This window comes from Segetibacter sp. 3557_3 (genome assembly GCF_004354985.1).
Taxonomy (GTDB): domain Bacteria; phylum Bacteroidota; class Bacteroidia; order Chitinophagales; family Chitinophagaceae; genus Segetibacter.
In genome coordinates this window covers 98,292-123,349 of record NZ_SMSK01000013.1, presented here as the reverse complement: position 1 = coordinate 123,349, position 25,058 = coordinate 98,292, and the positions used below count along the sequence as shown (strand labels likewise).

The window sequence follows — 25,058 nt, the reverse complement described above, 5'->3', positions numbered from 1 at the left end:
TTACGATAGTTCCTTTAAGGCTTTTAAAACTTGCGCTGCCCTGTCTTTATAGGTATAGCCCGATGATAAGGAACGCGCTCTTGCCCGATCCCTGATCTGTCCGGCACCCTGTTGATCGAGGCTTATCAGGTATTTGATTTTTTGAATACAGGTCTGTTGGTCGGAGAAGAGAAACACTTCCTTGTCCGGCTCAAAAAAACCTCGGTGCTCAAGCGTGTCCGGCGCAAGCATGATACCCCCTATGCCGGGTACTTCGAAGCTTCTCATATTGTGTGAGTCGGGGTTGTGCACACGCATGAGGTTTAGCTGAACCCGGTATTTACGCAGGGTTCGCCAGAATTCATCGCCATAGATGGGGGAAAATACCCTGATGTTTTGATGGTTAACAAATTTGTTCCAGTCATTACCATACAAGTCGATTGGTATTCCGGCCTCGGCGATGCTGTTAATAAACTTTGCCCTATCGGGATCGGGGTTGCCTAAAAAACAGACCCGTACAACTTCCTGTTCAGCTTTGCACTTTTCATAAAGATCCTCACTGAGTTCGAACCCGAAAGGAAGGTATATTACGGGTAACTTGTATTCCTTTTCGATTTGCTTTTGAATACTGGTATTGTAGGTAAAATGCAGGTCATAAAGCGCTATCGAATCCGTTACATTTTTGTTTCCGCTGCCCTTACCTGTAAATAAAAATGGGTTGTCAGGGTTATACCCTACTACCCTTATCCCCTGCTGTTTTGCCCAGTTGATGGTAGATGGAAAAACTTCCATTCCTTTAAAAATGAAAATAACGTCGGGTCTATTAGCAAGGATCACCTCCCTGAATTGCTTATTAATGATCTTATAAATGGGCGACAGTCCCAGTTTGAAAATAATCTTGTTTATAATGCTTTTGCCATAATAATCGTAGAAAACAGACTGGGCAAGGAAGAACTCCGTGCTGGCGCCGAGTTCATTCAGGTACTTGTGATAAAAGCGTTCGATGGCCCAAACCTTATCTGAACCTACTATAAGAATCTTCATCAATGGGAATTCGTAAGTTCAGCCGCGAGTTTAGCGGCAGTAAGTTGTGATGTATATTGCTCTGAAAGTTGCTTGCTGTTTGCCTTCATTGTTTCGATCAGCTCGCGCGACTCGCACATCGCCGTTATTGTTTTCACAAGGGAATCGAGCCAGGCAGCCCGGTATACGAGTCCGTTGATTCCTGGTTTTACCAGGTCGAGCCAGCCGGGCACCATATCAGACGAAAGAATGGCCAAACCTGAAAACAAGGCCTGGTATAGCGTTGCGCCAATTGTTTCGAACGAGGTCATGATGAGTACATCGCTTAGGCCAAATAAATCGCGCATCTCTGTAAATTCAATATAACCGGTAAATACTATCCGGGTGTACTTATCATGTGCCTTTGCATATGCTTCGCATTCTTTTCTTAAAGGCCCGTCAGAAAGCATCAGCAGTTTTGCTTTTACACTTCCATGCAACTCACAAAATGCCTTAACCGCATCCATTGGGCGCTTGTCTGCCCGTTGTTTTGAACCATAAACAAATACAATGTCGTCGCTTGTAATGCCGTACTTGTTCCTAAGCCCATCGAAATTACTTTCATCATAACCGGCGAAAAACTCGTCGTTAACCGTTTGAGGTATAAACTTTACCTGTTCGGGGGTAACCCCAAATTCAAGGTAGTGCGACCTGTTTGCTTCGCATAATGCCAGAAAGTAATCGAAGCGCTTAAATATTCTCGGCAACAGTAATTGCCTTACCCTTTGTTTTTTCGACGAAATGGGTTGAACGGACTCCCCTTCTGCCCGGAGATATAAGGGGATGTTATGTTTGCGGCAATACCGCATTACAAAAATCGAGGTAGGAGAGTTGTATCCGTATAGGATCACCTTGTCAAACTTACCAGCTGCCAGCTCTTTGGTTACATCGGGAGCAATAAACTGTAGCTTGTAAGTCTTGAAGGGTGAGATGTTTTTTAAGATCTTGTAATTATACCCTTCTAAAACTGGTATACCGTAGCTGATGTTCTTCAATCCGTAAACATTGAAGTTGCCAATACCAACGTCAGAAAAATATAGTACAGTTAGGTTAACCGAGGGTATTTTGGCCAGTTCCTGGTACAACGGAATTTCATGTTGTATTGGATGCGCGACGCAAATCGCAATATTTACTTTTTCCATGCTCATTTAACTAAATCCAGGATGGTGTTTACCCGGGTTTCCCAGTCCCACCTATCCTGATTTGCTGTGCGTATCCGCCTGCTTTTCTCAAACAGCGATACCCTGTTGTCCCAAAATTTATCGAGTTGTTTAAAAATAGACGCTTTACTGCCAAACGCGTCAAAGTCTTCCACGAGGTCGGTTGTTAATTCTATGTCGAATTGATGATTTGCCGGCTTTTTACCAAGGATAATACATTCGCCCATTGCCGCCTCAAACCACCTGCAAGTGATTGGTCTTAAGTTGCCGGCCCTAACCGGGTTGGTTACTTCAACCGGCCACGATATATTAAACAATGAATGGTTTAGGTGCCATGCATATTGTTTGTACAATTCTACAGAGTCAGCCGTTGGGTGTTTACCGTCGTGGGTAGTATAATCGTAATACAAGCCGTTCACCTTACAGAACTCGATAAGTGCCTCGTGCAAAACGGGTAACCTACGCCCGTAAGAAGAAAAGTGTATCAGCTTGTTTTCAAAATTAACCGGGGTAAAAATCTGCCGGTCGGCTGCCTGCGGCACACAGTGCCATTTTCGGCCAGTAAGTTCTTCAAGCACAGGAACCGCATCGTTAAAGGAAGTGATACAAACATCCCATGTGTTTGAAGAAAACAGTTTTTTGATGGTTTGGTACTGTTCGGGCAGGGTATCGTAGAGGTATAGAACCTTTGTTTTTATCTTGCCGTTCCAGCCATCATAAAGGTCTAGTTTATAATTTTCTGGACCCATGAGAATGTACCAGGCCACATCTGCTTCAAGGTCAAATCTATCTTTTGGCAACACTTTCCGCATGAATGCTTTGTTCATGGAGTGTCCAAAATGGTTCATGTAGTTTTTGGAAATGCTATATGCAGGTATGTTAGCGATTGTCGCCCCGGTTACTTCAACAATGGATCGTTCAAAAGATCGAAGCATCCCATATTCCCAGCCGTTTAGTTCATTGTCTTTTATTACTACATGCTTCATTGCCAATAATATTTGTAAACCGAGAAGGTTTACCAAAAATATACCATTACGGCTTGCCGAAATTACCTTGGGGAAAAACCTATGTATTTATGACGAATAATTTTGATAACTGGCAGCTCAATTTTATAAGTCACGAAAGTAGCTATGCCAATGATCAGGGCGGACAACAAACCTATCGCCATGATGGGGTTTAAACCAAGGGTATTTACGAAATAGGGATATAGTACAATTGCAAATTCCTGGTGCAGTAAATAAATCCCGTACGAAATGCTGCCAAAAAAAACCAGCATCCTGATATTCAAAAAAGACAGCTTGTTGAAAACAAACAGGTAGAAAACAATGAAATATACCAACACGGCAAACGCGTAAGTTTCAAATTCGATAAAAAAATGTGCCCTGCCCGACATATCGAAAAAGAAAAGGGTTAACAGGAAGCAGATGGCAAGCAGCAGATGGCTGTGCCATTGGTTACTCACAAATTTGAGTTTATAGAATATTATTCCGGCGAAGAATAACTGGAAGTGACTGGAAATTGGAAAGAGGTGCCTTGGTACGATAAACCAACGGCTCTCTGGCAAGTAACGGGAGGTAACGTAGTAGTAGATAAATAGAAAAGCAATTACAATGCTGCCGATCTTGATTATGTGGTCGAGCTTTCTTATTCGAAACAAAACCAACATCGAAACGTAAAATAGGAGTTCCACCGTAAGCGTCCAGTACGACTCATCGATATACGGCACCGAAAACCACGGCTGAAGCATGGTGGTATTGAAAAGTACTGTAGTTAACGAAGGCGTTTGACTACTCGCAAATAGTAGAATGGTGACAATCGTTATTGCCATCATAACAAGGTATGATGGCAGCAGCCTTGAAAGCCGGGAGATAATAAAGTCGCGTGACTTTCGGGTTTTTTCAAGCGACATAAAAATCACATAGCCGCTGATGATGAAGAAGAGGTCTACCCCTGTAACACCCGTATTCAAAAAATCAATGTCGTAACCTGCAATCCTTGAAAGGTGAAAAAGCATCACATACAAAGCAGCGACCCCCCTTAAAGTATCCAGTTCTTTAAATCGAACCGCGGGGGGGTGTGGGTTAACGCGCTTACTTTCTTGAGCAATTCTCGGGTACACCTTATATTTTAAATACGTTTTTTCCAGCTTTCCACAATTTCTTCGAAAGTTGTACGCAAGTTTTTAGTAATGTCCCAATTTGGGTAATGTTGTTTCATTTTACGAAGATCGCTATAATAGCAAATGTGATCCCCTATCCTGTTCTCGTCAACATACGAATAAACCTGTTGAATTCCGGTAATACTCTCAACAATTGAGAATGCTTCCAAAATCGAGCAAGAGTTGTCTTTTCCGCCACCTAAATTATAAACCTCGGCAACTCCGGGATTCTTAATGAAATTATCAATAAACATTGCAACATCCAAAGAATGAATATTGTCCCTAACCTGCTTTCCTTTGTAGCCAAATATCTTATATTCTTTTCTCTCGAGGTTACATTTTATAAGGTAACTCAGAAAGCCATGAAGCTCAACACCTGAGTGGTTTGGTCCTGTAAGGCATCCACCCCGGAGGCAACAACTTGGGATATTGAAATACCTGCCATACTCCTGTACCATCACATCTGCTGCTACTTTCGAAGCACCAAAAAGCGAGTGTTTGGACTGGTCAATCGTAAAGGTTTCAGGGATACCGTGAGCATACGTTTCATCGGCATAATCCCAACGTGTCTCTTCTTCTTTAAGTGCGATCAGGTTTGGAGCATCCCCGTATACTTTGTTCGTAGACATGTGTACGAAAGGCGTTTCGGGGCAAAAACGTCTCACCGCTTCCAAGAGATTATGTGTACCTACCGCATTGGTGTCAAAATCTTCAAAGGGTATGCTTGCTGCACGGTCGTGGCTCGGTTGCGCTGCGGTATGCACGATAGCATCCGGCCGCAACTCCTTCATCAGGTCTAACACACCCTGGCGATTACGAATGTCGAGCTCATAATGTGTGTAATTCTTGAGTGTTGTTTGCAAACGTTCCTGGTTCCAGCGGGTATCGCCTTGAGGCCCAAAGAAAACTGCCCTTTGATTATTGTCTATTCCGTATATGCTATGTCCCTGTTCTGCAAAGTATACACAGACTTCAGAACCAATTAAACCACTTGAACCTGTTACGAGAATTTTCATGTTATATCTTAATTATTGCGCAATTTGTTTGAGTCCACTGGCGTATGCAAAGGATTATCGCCGTTATGATTGTTAAAATAGTTTGTTCTGGAACGAATAAACACCGTGCGGTAATATTCGCGCGGTACTTTTATGTTCTTCCATAAATATCCCACATCACTTAACTTCAAATGGGTAATCATACGAAAAAGACTCCGTAAATACAACCCATAGATATTCGTCTTTGCAGTTTCCTTATCCTCTTTGCTTAACGGGCAATCAGCATGGTTGATGAATGCTATTTTGTAGTTGATTGTTTCAGCAAGATGCCGGTTGGTTTTAAAGAACTTTTCCGTGGCATTCCCTTTTCTTCTCCGCCACCAGGTTAAGCCATCATTGATTGCAACCCCTTTATTCTTAGAAGCAATTTTAAGTTGCATATAACTATCACCCGTACTGATGTGTACAGGAAACAGCCCAGCGTCGAGAATTGCCTGTCTTTTAAAGAGGACCTTAGTAAAATTGCCTCCCATGATACCCCCGTCCAAAAACTCAAAGCGGTATATGGTTTCGGGATCAACCTGGAAGGGATACAATATTCTCGGATCCCACTCCCGTGTAAAAAACATACTGCTTTCGGGAAACAACCTGATATAATAATTGAACGTTTCAATCGCATTTGGATAGATCACGTCGTCGCCGTCGATAAAGATGATATACCTGCCTGTTGCCAGTTGAACAGCCCTGTTGCGGTTCGGATATTCGCGCAGGTTCGACTCATTACGGTAGGCTTTTATTCTACTATCAGGATATTGATTGATTATCTTCCAGGAATTATCGGTAGAGTTATCGTCGACAATAATGTATTCAAACTCCGGCCATGTTTGACTGAGCACGCTTTCGATCGTTTTCGAAATATACTGTTCACTGTTATAACTCACCGTGATCACAGAAATCATTGGCACATCCGGCATAATAAAATGGAAAATATTGAGCTTATATAGAATTACTTTATACCGACGGACTTCATGAGAACCCTGTTCTTAATGAATATCAATCTTCGAAGAAGGTCTGATGAGTATAACGAGTCCTGAGCACGGCTAAAAGCCCTTTGAGATGGCGACAACTTCTTTTCGTATAAGTCTTTGAAAAACTGAAGCACCTTATTCCCCTTCATTTTTTCCAGGTCTGTAATTCTTACGTCGCCGGCGTAGTGCACTAAGTAAGGGTACTTATCACCTGACTTAAACAATTCCGGATTGTTATTCTCGGGCTTGGTAAAGAAATCGCCACTCCAAAGCATAAATTCCATTTCGTCTAACGTGATCTCTTTTCTTTTCGCAGCCGTTGGCAGTATCGTGTTTAACAATGCCTGGTCGGGTAATCGAAACAAATGGCGGTGCAAAAAATAAGAGTAAGTATGCGGATTGAAGCCTGGTGTGATCAGGTCATCCGAAATAACATTCAAACGCGCTACGAACTGGCCGGTATTAAAGAAATAACCAGGATATTCATACTCCGGGTAAACCGATAAAACAGCCTCGGGATCGATAAAAGTCTCTTTAACCTGGTCTGTAAATGGCTCTGGGTAGCGTTCGCCATGAACAATGAAGTCGCTGCTCTTCTCTTTTAATCTTCCGATTACATCACCAATGAAGATGATGTCGGAGTCAAGAATCAGGTACCGCTCGTTAGGCAGTTTATCGTAGTTAAGAATGTGGACCTTTCCTGCTCCCCAGCCGAGGTACCTGTTGGGAAACTCAATGATTTGTACATTCCAGGCTTTTTCGAAATACCGGGTACGAAAATCCCCGTTCAATCTGTCCTTAACCAGGTAAATCTTAACATCCGGAGAGTAAAACCGTATGCTGGCTACACAAATTTTTGTAAGAAAGAAATCCTTGCTGTTTGCAAACAGGATAACTGAAATATCGTTTTTCAAATAAATCGTTTTGTGGTCACTTAATGCCAAGGTCTAATGGTGACCTCTTTAATCATGTGAAGCGTGAACCAGGAGATGTCGAGTCATTAGACGCGACCGCACCACCTGGTTGTTGCACCGTACAGAAACTAAGCCCCGCTGTGTAATGAGCAAAAAGCTAAGATCTCTGCACTGTCCGGGACCTGTTCAAACTTTTAGCTAGTACCAGTTCAAATAAAACGGCTCTCTCCTACGCAAATGTGGCGCCAGAGTAAGCAGGACTCATAGAACTGCAGATAATTGTCTCTCGGGTCACACTAACCAAACACTCCCTGCTCTAAGGCGATGCAAAATAGTAGCTGAAGGTGTGGAAAACAAATTTTAAGGACTGGCAGTCTGTTATCAATCCGGTGAGCCTATCATTGCGACCAGGCATTTTGCCCAACCGGACAATCAAAATGGTTACAACCGCAATGGATAGGAGAACCGGGCGCTCTACCAACGGTTAGTTTTGTTGCTTTTTCCTAAGTAAATGACGGAATCGTTCGGTTCTTCTTAATAATGTCATGAAGCCCGCTTTCAGGTGCCTGTCGGAGGCGAAATCGTGATGGGATTGCACGGGCATTTGCATGATGGCGTCGAATTCAGCATTGCTCAGACCAAGCTTTTTCAATACATAGGCCTTATCGCGCTCAAGGTCACGGACTGGATAAAGGTCATGTGATAACTCTTCCAGTGCCTCCTGTTTAGTCATTTGTTCCGAACAGATTAGGGTTGAAAGGTGAGCCTTACGCTTATCAATGTGAAATTTCTCCGGCAGGATATAAGCCTGGTAAAACTTTGTAAATATCGACTCATAATGCTTACCGCCGTAGTCGGCCCAGTCGAGCTTTTCCTGTATGAGTTTTTTTACCGCTGTTTTATTGTAATCAGTAAAGTTTAAAATCGAAACTGGGTTAAGCTTCAGTACAGCTGAGTAATATACATGTCGCTTAAAGTCGAAAATCGGGTATGTTTTAAGCTTTAGTTTTCCATACCGCTTGTAAATATCCTTCAGATTGCGGAAATCCATCTTGGTGTATAACCACGAGGGAGGCATGATATACTCGGTAACGATATTTGTTCCGCTTATGATATACGGAATTTTCTTTTCTTTTGCTATCCGATACATGGTAGCAAAAATGGCATGGTCGGAAACAACTTCTATATCTACCACAGAAGCTTTCAGATAAGCAAGTTGGATATCCTTAAACTCTTCCCAGTTGACAACGATCGTATAAAGGTCGATGCCCAGTTTTTTAATTACGTTTTCAATGTTTTTAACAGCGGGCTCTGAGTCCCAGCCATTGTCGAGGTGTACTGCCAACGGCCTTAACCCAAATTGCTTTACCAGGTAGGCAACATAGGTACTATCTACTCCTCCACTTAAACCGATCAGGCAGTCGTAAGGCTTTCCTTTTCCAACTGCCTTCATCCTGGCAACGAGTGCGTTTAGCTTTTCTTCCCCTTCTTTTCCGGTAATTACCTGCTCTCTTTCTGCTACCTTATATTCATGATAGTAGTTGCATATTCCATCCGCGTCGAATGTAATATCCGGATCAGCTATATTATCCATAACTGTCAGGGTACATTGGCGGTATTGCGGATCATCTTTGTGAAGGACCATTGTTAGATGTTAGAGAACAACTGTTCGGACAGTTGCTGTTGTGATGGATAACTGATGAGCACTGCGCGATGTGGCCGCTGAAAAACAAACATGCTGCCAGCTGCGACAGCTGAGGCTCCCACCTTTATAGCCTTTTCAAAGTCGCTGATTTCGGCTGCACCGCCAATTGTAATCACTGGTATGTTTACCGCGGCTGATACCGAACGGATCAGCTCTTCATCGTATCCGGTAAAAGTGCCATCCTTTTCTATAGCGTTTAACAGCAGCTCCCCGGCACCAAGCGACTCCATTCTTCGCGCATAATCCACCGGATTTTCGTTGGTGTTTACTGTTCCGTTCTGAACAAATACCTTTTGCTTACCCCAGAAGTTTTTCTTCACATCAATCGAAACAACTACACTCTGGCTGCCCACCAGCTTTGCTCCGTCGCTGATTAACTGCGGGTTTGTATACGCGGAGGTATTGATGATCACCTTTTCTATACCAGCCGAAATAAGTTGTTGTACCTGGTGAGCCTTAGTCACCCCACCTCCATAGGAAAGTGGCATAAACGCTTCAGATGCTACCTGGCTGATAAAATGCATATCAGGCGATCGTTTGGCAGCTGAGGCAGAAATATCAAGTAATACCAGTTCGTCAACCTCTTTGTCGTTAAAGATTTTAACTGCATTGATCGGGTCGCCAACATAGCGGTGTTGCTGAAACTTGACGGATTTTACCAAGCCGCCATTTTGTATCAGTAAAGTAGGAATGACCCTTATTCTTCGCATGCTGGATAGTTAGAAAGCCCTAAGGGAAATGCGTGTTTGTAGTGGTTAAAGGTTCGCCTGAATGGAAGGCACCCCACATTATCTGTAATTTCTGTTATGGGTAGGTCGCAAAATTCCGGAGTAATTGCATGCCGTAGCGATGGCTTTTTTCAGGATGAAATTGTACCCCAAAGATGTTTTCGCGTGCAACAGCAGCCGCAAACCGGTAGCCATATTCCGTCCACAACATTACATCACTGGGATCTTCAATTTCTGCGTGATATGAATGGGCAAAATAAAAACGCGGTTCAGTAGGCAAGTCTTTCAAAAGGGTTGAGTCAGTAGCCTTTTCAACTTCGCTCCACCCCATGTGCGGCACCTTTTCGGGAACCACCATTTTAGCGGGATTGAACTTTACAACCTGGCCATTTATCCAGCCTAGTCCGGGTGATGTGCCTTCTTCACTCTTGTGAGTTAGCATTTGCATACCCACGCAAATACCCAACACAGGTGTTTTTTCCTTTATTACTTTGCTATCCAGAACATCACGTAATCCCGAGCGCTGCAGGTTTTGCATGCAGGTGTCGAAGGCACCCACGCCTGCCAATATAATTTTACCAGCGTTCTCGAGGTCGGCTACCGAACCCGACACTTGTGAGTCGATGCCAACCTTCTTCAACATATTCTGAATGGAGGCAACGTTTCCAATTCCGTAATCAACAATAACAATATTCAAAAGAACATTTGTTTAATAATGGTGTCAGTCCTTCAGGCTGAAAATCCTGATTAGCCTGTTAAGCGTTATCGCCCGAAAGTATAATGGTTCAAAACCAAGTTTTCGATCGATGAACTGATCGAAACGATGAAGCAGGTTTTCAGAAAAGATACCAGTTGCGGCAATAGCATCGCCAAGCTCCGCCCTTACTTGTTCGTGGTTTTCGCGGATCCATAATTCGTCTGGTGCAACAAAGCCCATTTTATCTTTACGGTACCGAATGGCTTCCGGGAGTTCGTCGAGGGTTTCGCGAACAATATATTTAGAAAATCCGTTGGCTATTTTGAAATGAGATGGCAATGAAAGAATGTACTCAACAAGCCTGTGATCGAGGTATGGGAGCCTGGACTCAATGGCATGCTTCATAGAATTGCGATCCTCAGAATGCAATTGCATAGGCAAGCTGGTAAAACTCATTTCGCATAGCGACAGCGACCTGATGTTACCCGAAGAAAAATGGATAAGATTCTTTTCAGCGAACGACTTCCAATCCGGATTGAGCCATGGATGATTATTGCGGCCCATAATTTTTTTTAGCCGCGGTAATACCGGGTAAAGCGCAACCGTTCGCAGGTAGTTATTGACATAGCTGCCAACACTTGTTTTTTGGTGCTGCGATTTCCTTTTAAAACCCTGCCATAACTTTTTTATGCGTCCTGACTGAACTAATTCGCCCAGGTAAGCTATATAAAATTCGTTGTAGCCGCAAATGTATTCGTCAGCGCCCTGTCCATCGAGCATAACCTTAAGGTTGTTCGACTTTGCCGTTTTAAAAACTTCGTGTTCTGAATAATTTGAGGCGGAGTTCAGGGGCTGTTCCTGGTGAAAGATCATTTCGTCCAGTTCTCCTTTATCCAACATATCCTGCAGGCGGGGAAATGTTTTTATGGCTTTAAACCCGGTTGCGGCAGACACCAGATCGCTGAACTGTTGTTCGTCGTACTCCTTTTGCTCGTAACAACTGGTGATGGTTACAAAATCCATTGGACCCAACTTTTGGGCATGGACATTCGAGACGATTGAACTGCTGTCAAGCCCACCCGAAAGGCAGCTTCCTAGTTTAACATCGGCACGCAACCGTATCTTGAGGCTGTCATTAAAGAGTGCCCGGACTTGCTGTTTTGCGTCCTGCCACGATACCGATATTGGAGGTGCGGCTTTGTCGAGGTTGTACCATTGATGAACTGAATACTTGTGGGTATCCAAATGGTAGTGCAGGTAATGACCTGCGCGCAACTCGTGTACACCTTCAAAGAAAGTATCCTCAGCGTAATTAAGGTAGCCGTTCGTTAAGAAGTTAACTGCTGCTTTCTTGTTTAACTTCGATTGAAAACCCGGCACCGCATGAAATTGCTTTATTTCAGATCCAGCACCAAAGAAGTCGCCCGAGGTTGTGTAGAACAGGGGCTTTATCCCGAAACGATCCCTGCAAAAAATGATGTCGTTGGTTTGTTGCCTGTACCAGGCAAACGCCCACATGCCGTTTAAACGATCAAAGGCTTTAATGCCCCACTGAAGGCATGCCGCAAGGAGTACCTCAGTATCGGAATGCGAATGGAATTGATGGCCGAGTGTTATAAGTTCTTCTCTTAATTCAATGTAGTTGTAAATCATCCCATTGAACACGAGCCAATCTCCACCTTTTTCCATTGGTTGATCGCCTCCATGTGAAAGGTCGATGATGGATAAACGACGGTGACCAAAAGCGAAGTTGACCCCGGAATAAAAACCTTCTCCGTCAGGACCACGATGGCTAACCCTATCATTCATATCCCTGATCAGATCCTGGGGAACCGCTAAATTTGCTTTACTGATAAGGATACTTATTCCACACATAATTTTAAAAAAAATCCTGGGATTTATCGGGACAAAGCAAACGCGGAAAACCTATCCATATTGCTGCGATGTACCGATATTGTATTGCTTCGTAGGAACCGTCTTAGTGCTTCGTGCATTCCGTTGCCAGGGATTTTAGTAACCTTTGTTCGCCCCCACTATTTCAGGCGACTGGTTGATGGTGTCGCCAATTGATTAAGAAAACCACGTTTAAATGGTTTTGCAGGAGAATAGCCGGCAAGAAAATCGTGGTTCTCCCCTTTAAGCATTGCCGTTTTATAAAGTTCACCCCACTTAAGTTCCCCTTTTGTACGTACCCGGTTTGCAAGCTTGAAATTGCCCTGTGCTATTGTACGTAATATGAACCTGGCAAGCGATCGCCGGTTGTTTCTGTTGATACTTTGCCAAACGGAAGGCTGCACAAGTTCGGGGTCGTTTGCATTTTCTAGTTCGGATGCAATCCGGAAGTGTTCGACATATTGCGTTTCGAGGCTCATACGGGATGATGCCTGTCCCGGGGTTTCCCTTGGCCAACTCACCCAGCCGGCAACCAGCAACACGGGCTTCTTTAAAGCAACCATCAAACGGATAAGGTTATCGCCACCAACGTATTTTTCTGATAGGAACCCGGCAGCTTTTATGGCATCGGTTCTGTAAAAATCTGATGCAAAACTGGAGGACAACAAATTCTCTTTCCCGAAGTAATAATTGCGCATGGAATCTTCAGGATACAGCAAGGCCGGGTATAACACATTATTGGTATACTCTTTTTGTATTGCCAGGGCTGCCCCTGGAAATTGCTGCATCATGTTTACAAAAAAGGCAATACCGTGAGGATAGATGACGTCGTCGCCATCAATGAAAATAAGGTATTCACCGGTGGCATAGGAGATCGCCTTATTCCTGTTTGGATACTCTCCCAGGTTTGCTTCGTTCCTGTATGCCGTTATGCGTGGATCGTTGTATTGTTGAATGATCTCCCAGGTGTTATCTGTAGAGCAATCATCTGCAATAACGTACTGAAGGTGGGAATGCGTTTGCGATAGTACACTCTCTATCGTATCACGCACATATAATGAAGAGTTGTAAGTGACAGTGATTACAGTAACCAGCGGCGCATCCATTGTTATTTAAACGAATATTTTTCTTCATAAAACAAGCGGATATTTCGCTGGTAAGTTTCGTAATTGTAATGCTTTGCACAAAGGTCAAATTGTTCCTTCTGGAAAGCCTTGTACGATTCCGGATTGTCAAGTTTACGAATGTCTGAAACAATGTTTTCAAGCATTTCGTTGTAGCTACCATATATACCATTGGTATGCTCGAAATCAGGAGTAAAGAAATCTTCGTTGTAAACAGCAAAGGCAACCGTACCACTAAAGATGGGTTCAAGTATATAACCATCGAGACCTTCCCCGAAAGTAAGCGCCCACTTGGCACGGCCAACCAATTCTTTAAAATCTTTGTAAGTCAGGTTTTCAAGAATCTTCAACTCGAGCTTTGTTTCGCCGAGCCTGCTAAGTATAATCGCTTTGTTTTCGTTCTGATCAGGCGATATAACAATGATGTCTTCCTTTTTCTCGTAGGGTACAAAAACATATTGCTCCGGACTGATCCATGCAGAGAATTTATGGATAGGAACGCCATAAATATCGCGATAGTACTGGGTGCAGTATTTGGTATGTGCCGCAGTAATGGTAATCTTCGTAGCCACCGACTCCAGTTGTTTTACAACGTGCTCGGATGGCATTAAAAGAATATTCGCGTTGATTACATTTACGTGAACTTTTGGGATACTCACCAGCCACTTCAATTCACTCTCTAATAAATTCTCTTCGAAGTGTGCAACAAGAAATTCAGGAATGTGTATGAGTACACTTTTAAGCTTTGTAAAGTAGGTTGGCAACTGTTCGAACCGAAATACGTCGACGTTATTTTCGAAGTTCTCGTGTTTGAGCAACAGGAACTCTCTTGGAAATACCGTCATGAGTACCTCGGCATTCATCATTTTTGAAAGCTTTGCACTTTCTTCGCATAACGAAACGAGTGATGTTACCCCACCGGAGATGGTGTCCTTTCCGGTCTTCCTATCTGCCCCGGGCACAAGGAATATGACAAGATTTTCAGTTTCTCTGTTATACTTTCGGATTAGCTGGTCCTGTTCTTTTTTGATCCCGATCTCCCTGAAAAAACGCTTGCGTTCGTCCCGGTAGTTGAAGAATCTAAAAGTTCTTTTAAGCCAGTATGGGTATGTATCTCTTAATGTTTCGGGCATGAAATTCTAATTAGCGCAACATCTTTTTTATGACCGCCGGCACACCGGCTACCATGCTGTATGGTGGAACGTCGCGGGTAACACAAGCACCTGCTGCAACGATTGCTCCTTTCCCTACAACTACTTTAGGAATGAAATTAGCTCCGATCCCTACAAACACCTCGTCTTCTATTCTCACGTTTCCTGCCATATGTACACCAGGCGATATATTCGCGTATTGACCTATTTCTACATCATGGCTGATGGTACAACCTATGTTTATGATGCAATGATCCCCTAAACTGATGTTTGCTGTGAGTATTGAACCGGGAGCAACGGTTACCCCGGTACCGATGAACTTTTGACGGCTCACGTTTACTGAGTGGTTAAGCGCGTTATAAAATCCAAAGCCTTCAGCTTTGAACTTTTCTGCAAGCCGTTTATTATCGCTGATGCTACCAATGCAACCTAATAGTAGTACTTCACCAGAGTGCCGGTAGCGATCAATCATATTTGCTGCCGACAATACGGGAACGCCCATCAATTCCTTTCCTTCTTCAGCTTCGTCCTGGACGAAAGCTGCCAGGCGGTGTTTTAAACCAAGATCTTCAAGAAAATAGCAGGTTTCAAGTGCATGCCGACCCCCGCCAATAATTGCCAGTTTTTGTTCCTTCATTTAGTCGCCAGCTTTTAATGGATAGTTCCATTAAACAGTTGCCTGCCCGAATACAATCTTCGGGCAGGCTTACCGTATTATGATTCACTTTAGCCTTAACTAAAGAATGGTATCGTTGTAAGACAATTCTTTGATCCGGTTGTGCCAGGTGATCAGCGAATTGTACCATTGCAGCGTGTAGCAGGTAGGATCGTCGCCATTAAGCAATCCTTTTTCAAGCGCCTGCTTGATCTCAACAATCCCTTCGTGTATCTGGATCGTCGTGCGGTAGTCCAAAACGCTTTGGATTTTTTCGAAGTTTACGTTGTACGTACGCTTATCTGGATCATCCGGGATCGTGTGGATGACAACGTTTGGAATTACATCGATCACGAATTGCGCCAGTTGCTTAATCTGGTAATTCAATTCAGAACTACCAACGTTGAAAATCTGGTCATGTATCAGGTCTTTCGGAGACTCAAGCATGAGCATAAATGCACGAACAACATCGTTAACGTGTACAAATGGTCTCCATTGTTCACCACCACCCATGATGTAAATTACGCGTTCTTTCCAGGCACGTAAAGTCATGATGTTGATGGCAAGGTCAAAACGCATACGTGGCGCGAGGCCGAAGATCGTTGCGTTTCTCATCATAACAGGAGAGAAGTTATCGTCCGCTAATTCGTGCAATACGGTCTCAATAGCTACTTTGCTCTTCGCGTATTCTGTTTGTGGCGACAAAGAGTCGGTCTCTCTAAGGGATCCTTTAGCACCTGCTCCATATACGCTGGCAGAGCTGGCGTAAATATACCTTTGTACGCCACCCTTTTTAGCTTCTCTTGCAAACCGCTCAGATCCTTTGTAGTTGATGGAGACGGTTAATGCAGGATCAATTTCAGCCGTCGCATCATTGCTTAAACCAGCAAGATCGAAAACTGCATATGCATCTTTGAAAATAGCCGTATCGCAGTAGCGGATATCTTCTCTTACAACCGTAAGATTAGGATGGCTGCTGATAGACGTAAGCTTATCTGTGCCAAAAAAATACCTGTCCAACGCGATTACCTGGTAATCTTTGGATAATAATGCCTGGCACAATGGTATGCCTACGTACCCACCGGCACCTGTTACGATAACTTTTTTCATTACTTAATAAAATACGATTTAACTGTTGAAAATAGGTACTCCAATTCTTCGTTACTCATAACGGTATGAATAGGAAGGGAAACAATATTGTTCTTGATCTGGTCGGTATAGCTTAGGTCCTGGTTGCGATAACGGCCCTTGTAAAATTTAAGGTCGTGGTTAGCGGTGTAGTATCTTCTTACAGCTATATCATGTTCCTGCATGTAGTTCACGAAGTCTGTTGCTTCCTCGTTAAGAATTAATGGAAAGTACAAATACGTACACAACACGTCCTCGTCTACACGCATGGTCTTCAGCAGGTCCTTGCTCTCAAGCTCACTAAAGAACGACTTATATGCTTCAATGTTTTTGAACCGGCTGTTAAGAATAAAATCAACTTTCTCCAGATTCTTCAAACCAACTAAAGCAGCAACCTCAAGCATCTTTGAGTTTAGTCCTGGCATATCTACATCGCCCCTGACTTTTTCGTATTGGCCAAAATCACGCAGGCGCAACAGGTACTCAGCAATTTCCGGATCGGTCACAATGTTTGCACCGCCTTCCATCGAGTTGAATATTTTGGTTGCATGGAAGCTGATCATTTCGCTAAAGCCATATTCCCATGGATACTTGTTTTTAAACTTAGATCCGAATGCAGGTGCATTATCGAGAATGGTAACAAGGTTGTGCTGCTTTGCAAACTCACCAAGTTTTTCCAGATCGGTAAGATTACCATAAGCGCCAACAGAAACGATCATTTTAATGTCGGGAGAGTCAACAACGCATTTGTTGATGTCAAGTACCAGTGACTGGTCAACATCACAAAAAACGGGTTTCAGGTTGTTCATCACCAATGCGTTGATTGTGCCGGTAAACGTAAAAGAAGGCACCAGCACTTCAAACGACTCATGAGCATCAACACCCATTTTAAACTTCCAGGCCTGGATCAGGTGGTACAACGACATTTCCCCATTGCAATTAACAGAGGGCTTTATTTCGCTTCCGAAAAACTCCTGTAGTTTCTCCTCGAAAAGTCTTACGTAAGGTGAATTGTTGGTAACCAATCCGCTCTGTAAACATTTTTCGAACTCACCCTGGAACTCCGACAATTCCGGCAAAAAGGGTTTTACAATATTAATTTTCATTTACTGCGCTTTATCTAGATTTTGTTTGTTCCTGATCTGTTGTTCTCTGAGCAATTCTATTAACCGAGCTCCTGGAATGCTATAGAACATCGTTGCGCCGTGCCCCAATTTATTATCGGGTCGCACTCCCGTCCGAATGGCTTCAACCGGGCGGGCTTGTACGCCATACCTTTCCGGAGCTCCTTGGCTAAAATAACCGACACCAGCTTAAATGCCGGGTTAATCCCTCTTCCGTTTAATAAGCTCGCCGTTATACATGTTAACGACGGCATTTTGGGTGTTGTTGTAATTAAGCCTTTCTATAATTGCCTGTCTGTTGATTATTGCAGCGGCATCGATTAACTCGGGATTCGACAATGCAGTTCTGATTGCTTTTTCGATTACATCAGGGTCCTCCGGTGGCACGATCATCCCCGTTTTCCCGTGTTCCACCCATTCGTCTGCAAGCGAGGTATCGGACTGAACCGGAAAAGCTCCCATCATCATCGCTTCCAACATCGCGTTAGGAACCCCATCACTCATATTAACGCAGATGTTCAGTATTGCGTTACCATTAAGTTCTAACATCTGAAGCTGTGACACCTCATGCAGGATCGTGATCTTTTTACCTGTGCTATGGTAAAAAAGTTCTGCCGCAGCCTGCGTTATCTCGTTCGAGCTGTACAGTACAATTTCGTAATCGGCGAGTATGTCAACACATCTTTCAAGTGCCCTTATCGCAACGAGGTTTCTTCTTACAAGATCCTGGGTTCCTTTCACAAGAATTTTACGCCTTTGCGAAGGTTGAACGTTGGGAACAGCAGGCACATTAAAGCCGCCACCTACGCTCGGAAAGGTAAAGGTTGTTCCTTTAAACCCAAACTTCCGTGCAAGCACTTCGTCGCGTTTCCCTTCAGTGATAAACACATCTACCATTGAAAGCATTTTCGACAGCAGTGGTACATGTCTTTGAAGGCGACCGAAGAAGTGCAGGTCAATCCCCCAATTGGAATGTATCCACAACGGAAAATTACCGCTACTCATTTGCCTGACTTCACTTACCAGGTAACCGGCATGTTGCGACTCGAGCGAATGAATAATGTCGGGACGAATCTTTTCGATTACCGCTTTTAGCAAAAGTGCCCGTGACTTTGCAAGCCCGGCAACTGACAAGGTCTTACGTATAACCTTTTTTGCAATTGGCGCCGTTATAAACGATAACTCCTGTAACGCAATACTGGAGTAAGTGTTCTCGCTTTTAGCCGGCTTTGTACGATCAAAAAAATTCTCATGAAAGGTCACGCCAGAAATGGCGTCATGTAAGTCGTGCCCCATCATGGAAGAAAAAACGTGCACATTAAAGCCATTCCTGTTTAGTTGAGAAATCCACCTTGCCGTATGAATGCTGTACGGTAAGGCAACAAATAGAATCTTCATGATAACTGAAACAGGTCTGCCAGGTCGTTACGGAACTTTTGAATATTTTGCTTGTAATCTTTTTCTTTTACAACAGGCGGATCGATGAGGACCTTTTTCATCTGCAGGGCGAGTTCATCAGCATTGAGCCTTCCGAAGAAAGAGACATTTTCTGTCATCTGCTCAATGTTTACATCAAGATCGGCTGCGATTACATATTTGTTTAGCGCCTTTGCATCTTCAATTACCGTACTCCAGCCTTCAAACAACGATGGCTGAACAACGGCAAGTGAATTCTGCATCATTAGTAGTTGATCCTCCCGTTGCAAAAACCCGGTCACGATAAATTGCTTCGAAATTCCAAGTTCATCAATACGCTTCTGTAAACTTGGAAAATATTCTTTATTACGATGTGAGGAAGTTTTACCGGTAAATACAACTTTGAAGTCTTCGTATCCCTGTTGCCTCAAAATCGCTACTGCTTCAATTACGGTGATGTGATTCTTATGTGGCCAGAACTGGTTACAAACAATAAAGTATCGCGCGTCGATATTGTATTGTTTTAACACCGCCGGAGTCTTCTCGGGCTGTAACTCCGGAATTAAAGAAACAAAGCGTAGGATATGGATGGGATTTTTAATGTTCCCATAAAACTTGAACAAATCGTTCCTGGACGACTCACTGCTTAAAACCAGGTGGTAGTCAGGATTATCAGCCAATAGTTTGAAGAAGCTTTCGGTATAGGAGATGTCTTCTTTGGTAAAGTTTTCCGGCAGGTAGCATTCCTGGAAGTCTTCCTTCCAAAATATTTTGGTCTTTATAAGCGAGAACTTCTCTGTCTCAAGTGCAGGGTAAACAAAATCAGCTTTTACGTAATTGTTGATTTCTTTTTTAAACACTACCCTGATCAGCCGCTTAAAAATGCGCCACAAAATGAACTGTCGCTTATCGGAGTTGATATACTCTATATACGGATATCCAATTTTCTTTACATCATCTATCGGTGAGTCGTTACTGTAAAATACAATCAGTTCCGGCTTGCTTGCATCTTCAAACGCGTTGAAATGTTTAATGAGGTTTATTAAGTAAATCGTAACACCTGTAGCTGAAGAATAGCTGCTCAGAAGCGTAGCTATTCTTTTCCTTTTACCCATTCAATGTAATTTTTTAACCCGGTATCTATTTCTGTTGTTGCTTCAAATCCTAAGCTTGCAAGCAGGCTGATGTCGGCCCTCCAGTTAACAGGATCGCCAATCTTATTTTCACCACTGAAGTTGATGTCAATCTCTGAGTGCAGCAGCGTTTTAAAAAGTTCCACAACTTCGCTGATACGTGTTTCCCTTCCACTTGCTACGTTTATAGCCTTCCCATTGAAGTCGGCATGTAAAAGAATACTTTCAAGCGCACGAACGAGGTCGCCAACATAAATAAAGTCTCTTGACTCATTGCCTGTTCCAAATAATTGTACGCGCTTTACAGGTGCACTCAGTTTTTTGTACAAATCCCAGAACAATTGCTTTTTCAGGCCCTCACCATAAGCCGAGAAAATACGCAGGCAAATAGTCGGTACGCCAAAATGGTCCGTGAATTCTTTGCAGATGTGTTCGCTATAGAGTTTATGCAAGCCGTACGGTGACAAGGGGGCACACTGAACCTCTTCAGAAATCGGCAGTACGCTTGGGTTGCCATAAACAGCCGCACTTGAAAGGTTAATGAACCTGCATCCTTCACCATACCTGCGTATGGCATCAAGCAAGAGGTAAACGTTGGCCACATTGAGGCTATAATCAAGCGCAGGGTTCGTAAAAGAGAACTGTACGTTGGCGGAACCGGTTGCATTAATGCAGGCGTCGAGTTGCTTACCTAAAAACAAGCTGGTGAAGTCGCTGTGTTCAGGATTAATAATGGTGTAACCAGGTTCTTCCTTGATAATAATATCTGCCTTAAAAACAGTATGGCCGTTTGCTTCGAAGTGCCGTACTGCATTACTTCCGATAAACCCTTCTGATCCAAGGATTAGAATTCTCATGGCTTGATGATGATCCCCTGGCCGGTTGGAAGTGATAAAATCTGGGTATTTCTTTCTTTGGCCAGCTGGTCAAAAGCAAGCTTTTGATTAATGTGTGCCGGGAAACCATAGTCATCGAGGATGATCACCCCACCAGGAACGATACGATCCCAGAAGTAGTTAACGGCTGCAATCTCGGGTTCTGTTACGTTCATATCAATCGACAGGTAACAGATCTTTTCAGAAGTTACTTCGGGCAGCGTATGTGGAACTGCACCACGAACGATTTGAACATTTTTGAACGGGGCAAAGGTTTTCACCACGTCATTGTAAACGTCGCGGTAGTTATCGAGGTATATGGTATCCAGTCCTTCTTTTTTCTCAGCTTCGGAGATCTGTTCCTTTACAAGTCCTTCATAGGTGTCGAGCAAATAGAACTTCTTGTTCAAAGATGCAAAATCAATATAATCGATGATGGCTCTTGAATACGCCCCGGTGTTTACACCGCACTCCACAAAGTCACCCTCAAGTTTCTTTACATGTTCAGCAAACCAGCATACAATGTATACCCGCCATTGTAAAGTAAACCCGCTCCACGGGTTGGTATCTGCTGCTGCCTGGTACGCCTTCGCAAACCGGGGATCTTTAATGAAATCACAGTTGTTGGTTGTTACCAGATTGTCAGTGGCATAAGTGACTTCGCCGTTGAAATATCCGTCGATAACCATTGTTGCCGTTTTTGGAACCAACTTATTTCCATACCCGACGTCCTTGTAATTCTGTAAAAACCATTTTGTCTTTCGATAAAGATCTAAAATCATAAAAGCTAAAAATTAATAATCAATTGCGCTAAGTAAAACAGCCGTTAGCGATACCGGGCTAAGAATTTGTGAACCTTGTAAACTATGTGGTGACTTCTCGTTCTGCGATTTCCTTTATCATCCTTGCAGGATTACCTGCCGCAATGGTATATGGGGCGACATCTTTGGTGACGACGCTTCCAGCGCCTACAATCGCTTTTTCTCCAATGGTTGTACCCTTTAAAATGATAACCCTGGCGCCTACCCAGGCACCATGACTGATTTTAATTGGCAAGCTTGGGTGGGTAGTCCAGTCATGGTATCCCCTGCGCCATTCCTGAAGGTCTTTTTTCCGGATGTTGAAGTCGACATGATGATTATCGCTATCCTGGATCATGCAATCGGTTGAAATCAGGATGTCGGACTCAATGGTTATTTTACTCGTAACCTGAATCTTAGATCCACCGCCGATAAAAACATTGTTGCCGATCTCTAACACTGCATTATCTGTCTCCAGGTTAATTGCACAGCCAATCATACAATCATCGCCAATGATCACACGTGAATTTGGTGCCCTTGACATATCTATACTTCCGGCAAATTCCGTGTTCTTACCAATGGTAACATTTGGCATTTTTGAGTAGTCAATGGGTTTTTTTCCGGGAAAGACAAGCCGGAAAAGTTTTCTTGCTACTTTTTCAAAACTCATTAAGATTCTTATTTTCTGATGATGTATAAAAAAACTGGTAAAAGGAGATGGGTTGAACTGCTTAGTTGAGCTTTTCCCATTCAAAGTCAAGAATCACGTTTCCATAGTCAAGGCCTTCATAGCGTGAAAGACTGGTTCCTGTATCGTTTATTTTAAGCTGGCATTCGGCCTCAAGCATATCGTAGATTTTTCCGCCATCCGAAAAAATCGCAAAGCGAAATGCATATGTATTCGGCGCAATGATCCCGCTTGGCATAGATACGCGGAAGTCATAATGGTAATTTCCGGTTTCTCTATGGTATTCAAATTCATTAACCGTAGATGCAACAAAACCACCAAGGTTATTCTGCAGGTTAAGACCGAGGAGTACGTTAGCATACCGCTGCTTTGCAACAATCCTCATCACCACAGTAATGGTTTCATTGAAGCCAAACTGGTCTGTTTCTTCGTTGCGATCGTTCACCGTATAAAGCTCCTCGAAGTAGTACTCCTGCGTTTGTTTCTCCGGAGCACACTTATACTTGTTAGACAAGGTTTTTCCGAGTGATAAGTAACTCTCAATTACTTCCGTGGTTTTGCTGTAAGCAACCACCTGGCCCTTGTTTAACAGGATGGCTTTTTCGCAAAGCTGGGCAATGGATCCCATTTGGTGACTTACAAATAGCACTGTTCGCCCTTCCCCTTTACTCACATCGCCCATTTTTCCAAGGCATTTTTTCTGAAACTCCGAGTCACCTACAGCAAGTACCTCATCCACAATCAAAATCTCCGACTCAAGGTGGGCAGCAACGGCAAATGCCAGGCGCACATACATACCCGATGAATATCTTTTAACCGGTGTGTTGATATATCTTTCGACTCCGGCAAACTCTACAATTTCGTCGAACTTTCTTTTTATCTCGTACTTCCGCATACCAAGGATAGCCCCGTTTAAAAAGATGTTCTCCCGCCCGGTAAGATCAGGATGGAAACCTGTACCTACTTCAAGCAAACTTGCTATTCTACCTTTGGCTTTAATCGATCCCACCGTTGGTGCCGTAACACGACTCAGGAGTTTTAATAACGTGCTTTTACCCGCACCGTTTCTGCCGATTATACCGATCGGGTCGCCTTGTGAAATCTCAAAGTTTAAATCCTTAAGGCTCCACACTACATTGCTGCCACCCTTAACTGTCCGGTCGTTTGACTCACCTATCTTCAGAAATGGATCTTCCTTGCCACGCTTTCTTGCCCACCAACGTTCCAGGTCACGCGAAATAGTACCCGTACCGATTTCACCCAATTGGTAAGCCTTTGATAAATTTTCAACTTTTATAGCTACAGACATTCTAAAGCACTAATTTTCTTGTAGATGATTCTTTGAATAAATAAGACGTATGGAAAGCAATGTGAAGGCAGCAATCGTGAAGGAACCGGGAATTTTGCAGCAGCAGCAATGCCTATATCCATTTGCTAAAACAGTAGCTTGCCGGATAAACCTGTCACCTGCATACCGGTTTGATCATATGGTAGCGTAAGCTATTTGGGCTAGTCATGAAGACCTGGATATCAGTTGTTTTCCTGAAATCCCCAAAATACGTAGCCGGTTAGAAAGCTAGTTGAGATACCGAAAGAAAAGACGCAGGCCGTTTCCCTATACAGTATCTATAAAATTCCGCTCTACTTTATTAAAAATAATTATTCCGAATAACGTTATTCCAAGGGTAATAGCAGCGCTGATAGCCAACGAAGCCCAGGTAAATGTACCTGCCCCGAGAAAGCCATACCGGAAGGTTTCGATGATTGGTGTCATCGGGTTCAGCGATATGAGCCACTTGTATTTTTCTGGAGCTTTTGATAACGGATAAACCACCGTGGTGGCATACATCAGCAACTGCACACCAAAGGTTACCAGGAACACCAGGTCACGATATTTTGTAGTTAGTGCAGAAATGATCATCCCTAGTCCAAGTCCCAGGAGTGCCATCTGCACAACAAGAACAGGGAAGAGCAATACATACCAGGTAAGGTGAAAGGTACCACCTCCAAGCAGGCTGAAGTAAATCATCATAACGGCAAAAAGGAGCATTTGAACGCCAAATTTAATGAGGTTACTCATGACAATACTTAGCGGCATGATCAACCTTGGAAAGTAAACCTTACCAAATACGTTTGAATTATCTTTAAAGACCGTAGAGGTTTTGGTCAGGCATTCTGCGAAATAGTTCCAGCAGGTTACCCCCGCAACATAAAACAAGGCTTTGGGTTCAATACCATCAGTTGATATGCCTGCAAGGTCGCCAAAGATGAACGTGTAAATGATTGTAGTAAATAACGGTTGTATAAAAAACCAAACAGGACCAAGCACTGTTTGCTTGTAAAAAGAAACAAAATCACGTCGAACCAATAACATCAACAGGTCACGGTATTGCCATACATCACCAAGCTTAAGATTTAAAGAGCTGGTCTGTGGTTCTATCACCATGTCCCAATCGCCGTAAGAAGCGGCCGTATCCTGATCTTTTCTTATTGTGGTTTCCATAATTTTCTAAAATCGTCAGGCACATAAAAGGCCCAACGCTACTGATCTAATCTCGTTTATTTACAAATGAACCAAGGCAATGCAAGAATAGGCGAATTCCTTATCGGCTTATTACTATTTCCTGAACTGTTTGCTTTGATGA

At 43.3% G+C, this 25,058-nt stretch carries 23 protein-coding genes; all 23 read right to left on the bottom strand.

All coding sequences use genetic code 11. The features are described from left to right. The 23 genes from EXU57_RS17700 to EXU57_RS17590 all read right to left on the bottom strand — a co-directional run bounded on the left by EXU57_RS17700 (position 1) and on the right by EXU57_RS17590 (position 24,916). Positions 1–1,023, bottom strand: a complete 1,023-nt coding sequence (locus EXU57_RS17700) for a glycosyltransferase (protein ID WP_133269575.1) — start codon at positions 1,021–1,023, stop codon at positions 1–3. Beyond that, on the bottom strand, positions 1,023–2,183 hold the full coding sequence (locus EXU57_RS17695; RefSeq protein WP_165958193.1) for a glycosyltransferase family 4 protein: 1,161 nt from the start codon (positions 2,181–2,183) through the stop codon (positions 1,023–1,025). The genes EXU57_RS17700 and EXU57_RS17695 overlap by 1 nt, the downstream gene beginning before the upstream one ends. Positions 2,184–2,185: 2 nt before the next feature. Continuing rightward, positions 2,186–3,187, bottom strand: coding sequence for a glycosyltransferase family 1 protein (locus tag EXU57_RS17690; RefSeq protein WP_133269573.1), 1,002 nt, complete (start codon positions 3,185–3,187; stop codon positions 2,186–2,188). Between the two features lie 62 nt (positions 3,188–3,249). Further along, on the bottom strand, positions 3,250–4,320 hold the full coding sequence (locus tag EXU57_RS17685; RefSeq protein ID WP_133269572.1) for an acyltransferase family protein: 1,071 nt from the start codon (positions 4,318–4,320) through the stop codon (positions 3,250–3,252). Between the two features lie 8 nt (positions 4,321–4,328). Further along, positions 4,329–5,375 carry an NAD-dependent epimerase/dehydratase family protein gene (locus EXU57_RS17680; RefSeq protein WP_133269571.1) on the bottom strand — a complete coding sequence of 349 codons (1,047 nt, stop codon included), beginning with the start codon at positions 5,373–5,375 and terminating at the stop codon, positions 4,329–4,331. 8 nt (positions 5,376–5,383) lie between these two features. Then, positions 5,384–6,313 carry a glycosyltransferase family 2 protein gene (locus EXU57_RS17675; protein WP_165958192.1) on the bottom strand — a complete coding sequence of 310 codons (930 nt, stop codon included), beginning with the start codon at positions 6,311–6,313 and terminating at the stop codon, positions 5,384–5,386. A gap of 47 nt (positions 6,314–6,360) precedes the next feature. Further along, positions 6,361–7,296 carry a hypothetical protein gene (locus EXU57_RS17670; RefSeq protein WP_133269569.1) on the bottom strand — a complete coding sequence of 312 codons (936 nt, stop codon included), beginning with the start codon at positions 7,294–7,296 and terminating at the stop codon, positions 6,361–6,363. Positions 7,297–7,780: 484 nt separating this feature from the next. Beyond that, entirely contained in the window at positions 7,781–8,941 is a 1,161-nt protein-coding gene (locus tag EXU57_RS17665; RefSeq protein ID WP_133269568.1) for an N-acetyl sugar amidotransferase, read from the bottom strand. Positions 8,942–8,943: 2 nt separating this feature from the next. Continuing rightward, the gene (locus EXU57_RS17660) at positions 8,944–9,711 is read right to left on the bottom strand and encodes an AglZ/HisF2 family acetamidino modification protein (protein ID WP_133269567.1); all 768 of its coding nucleotides are present in this window, start codon (positions 9,709–9,711) and stop codon (positions 8,944–8,946) included. A 94-nt stretch (positions 9,712–9,805) separates the two neighbouring features. Further along, complete coding sequence (gene hisH, locus EXU57_RS17655) at positions 9,806–10,426, bottom strand: imidazole glycerol phosphate synthase subunit HisH (RefSeq protein WP_207955521.1); 621 nt, start codon at positions 10,424–10,426, stop codon at positions 9,806–9,808. A 24-nt stretch (positions 10,427–10,450) separates the two neighbouring features. Beyond that, entirely contained in the window at positions 10,451–12,301 is a 1,851-nt protein-coding gene (gene asnB, locus EXU57_RS17650) for an asparagine synthase (glutamine-hydrolyzing) (RefSeq protein WP_133269566.1), read from the bottom strand. 158 nt (positions 12,302–12,459) lie between these two features. After that, on the bottom strand, positions 12,460–13,425 hold the full coding sequence (locus EXU57_RS17645; RefSeq protein WP_133269565.1) for a glycosyltransferase family 2 protein: 966 nt from the start codon (positions 13,423–13,425) through the stop codon (positions 12,460–12,462). A 2-nt stretch (positions 13,426–13,427) separates the two neighbouring features. Further along, entirely contained in the window at positions 13,428–14,576 is a 1,149-nt protein-coding gene (locus tag EXU57_RS17640) for a hypothetical protein (protein WP_133269564.1), read from the bottom strand. A gap of 10 nt (positions 14,577–14,586) precedes the next feature. Beyond that, on the bottom strand, positions 14,587–15,231 hold the full coding sequence (locus EXU57_RS17635; protein ID WP_133269563.1) for an acetyltransferase: 645 nt from the start codon (positions 15,229–15,231) through the stop codon (positions 14,587–14,589). Between the two features lie 99 nt (positions 15,232–15,330). Further along, positions 15,331–16,359 (bottom strand): NAD-dependent epimerase/dehydratase family protein, encoded by a 1,029-nt coding sequence (locus EXU57_RS17630; RefSeq protein WP_133269562.1) that lies wholly within the window; start codon positions 16,357–16,359, stop codon positions 15,331–15,333. After that, entirely contained in the window at positions 16,359–17,483 is a 1,125-nt protein-coding gene (locus EXU57_RS17625; RefSeq protein ID WP_133269561.1) for a DegT/DnrJ/EryC1/StrS family aminotransferase, read from the bottom strand. Before EXU57_RS17625 ends, EXU57_RS17630 begins: the two co-directional genes overlap by 1 nt. 219 nt (positions 17,484–17,702) lie before the next feature. Next, positions 17,703–18,899: a glycosyltransferase family 4 protein gene (locus tag EXU57_RS17620; protein WP_133269560.1), complete on the bottom strand. Its 1,197-nt coding sequence runs from the start codon at positions 18,897–18,899 to the stop codon at positions 17,703–17,705. Continuing rightward, positions 18,896–20,032 (bottom strand): glycosyltransferase family 4 protein, encoded by a 1,137-nt coding sequence (locus EXU57_RS17615; protein WP_133269559.1) that lies wholly within the window; start codon positions 20,030–20,032, stop codon positions 18,896–18,898. The genes EXU57_RS17620 and EXU57_RS17615 overlap by 4 nt, the downstream gene beginning before the upstream one ends. Then, the gene (locus EXU57_RS17610; protein WP_133269558.1) at positions 20,011–20,907 is read right to left on the bottom strand and encodes an NAD-dependent epimerase/dehydratase family protein; all 897 of its coding nucleotides are present in this window, start codon (positions 20,905–20,907) and stop codon (positions 20,011–20,013) included. The genes EXU57_RS17615 and EXU57_RS17610 overlap by 22 nt, the downstream gene beginning before the upstream one ends. Continuing rightward, positions 20,904–21,707 (bottom strand): TylF/MycF/NovP-related O-methyltransferase, encoded by an 804-nt coding sequence (locus EXU57_RS17605; RefSeq protein ID WP_133269557.1) that lies wholly within the window; start codon positions 21,705–21,707, stop codon positions 20,904–20,906. The genes EXU57_RS17610 and EXU57_RS17605 overlap by 4 nt, the downstream gene beginning before the upstream one ends. Positions 21,708–21,789: 82 nt before the next feature. Continuing rightward, positions 21,790–22,395: an acyltransferase gene (locus tag EXU57_RS17600; RefSeq protein WP_133269556.1), complete on the bottom strand. Its 606-nt coding sequence runs from the start codon at positions 22,393–22,395 to the stop codon at positions 21,790–21,792. A 61-nt stretch (positions 22,396–22,456) separates the two neighbouring features. Beyond that, the gene (locus EXU57_RS17595) at positions 22,457–23,722 is read right to left on the bottom strand and encodes an ABC transporter ATP-binding protein (protein WP_133269555.1); all 1,266 of its coding nucleotides are present in this window, start codon (positions 23,720–23,722) and stop codon (positions 22,457–22,459) included. A gap of 306 nt (positions 23,723–24,028) precedes the next feature. Further along, positions 24,029–24,916: an ABC transporter permease gene (locus EXU57_RS17590; RefSeq protein ID WP_133269554.1), complete on the bottom strand. Its 888-nt coding sequence runs from the start codon at positions 24,914–24,916 to the stop codon at positions 24,029–24,031. Positions 24,917–25,058 lie beyond the last annotated feature (142 nt).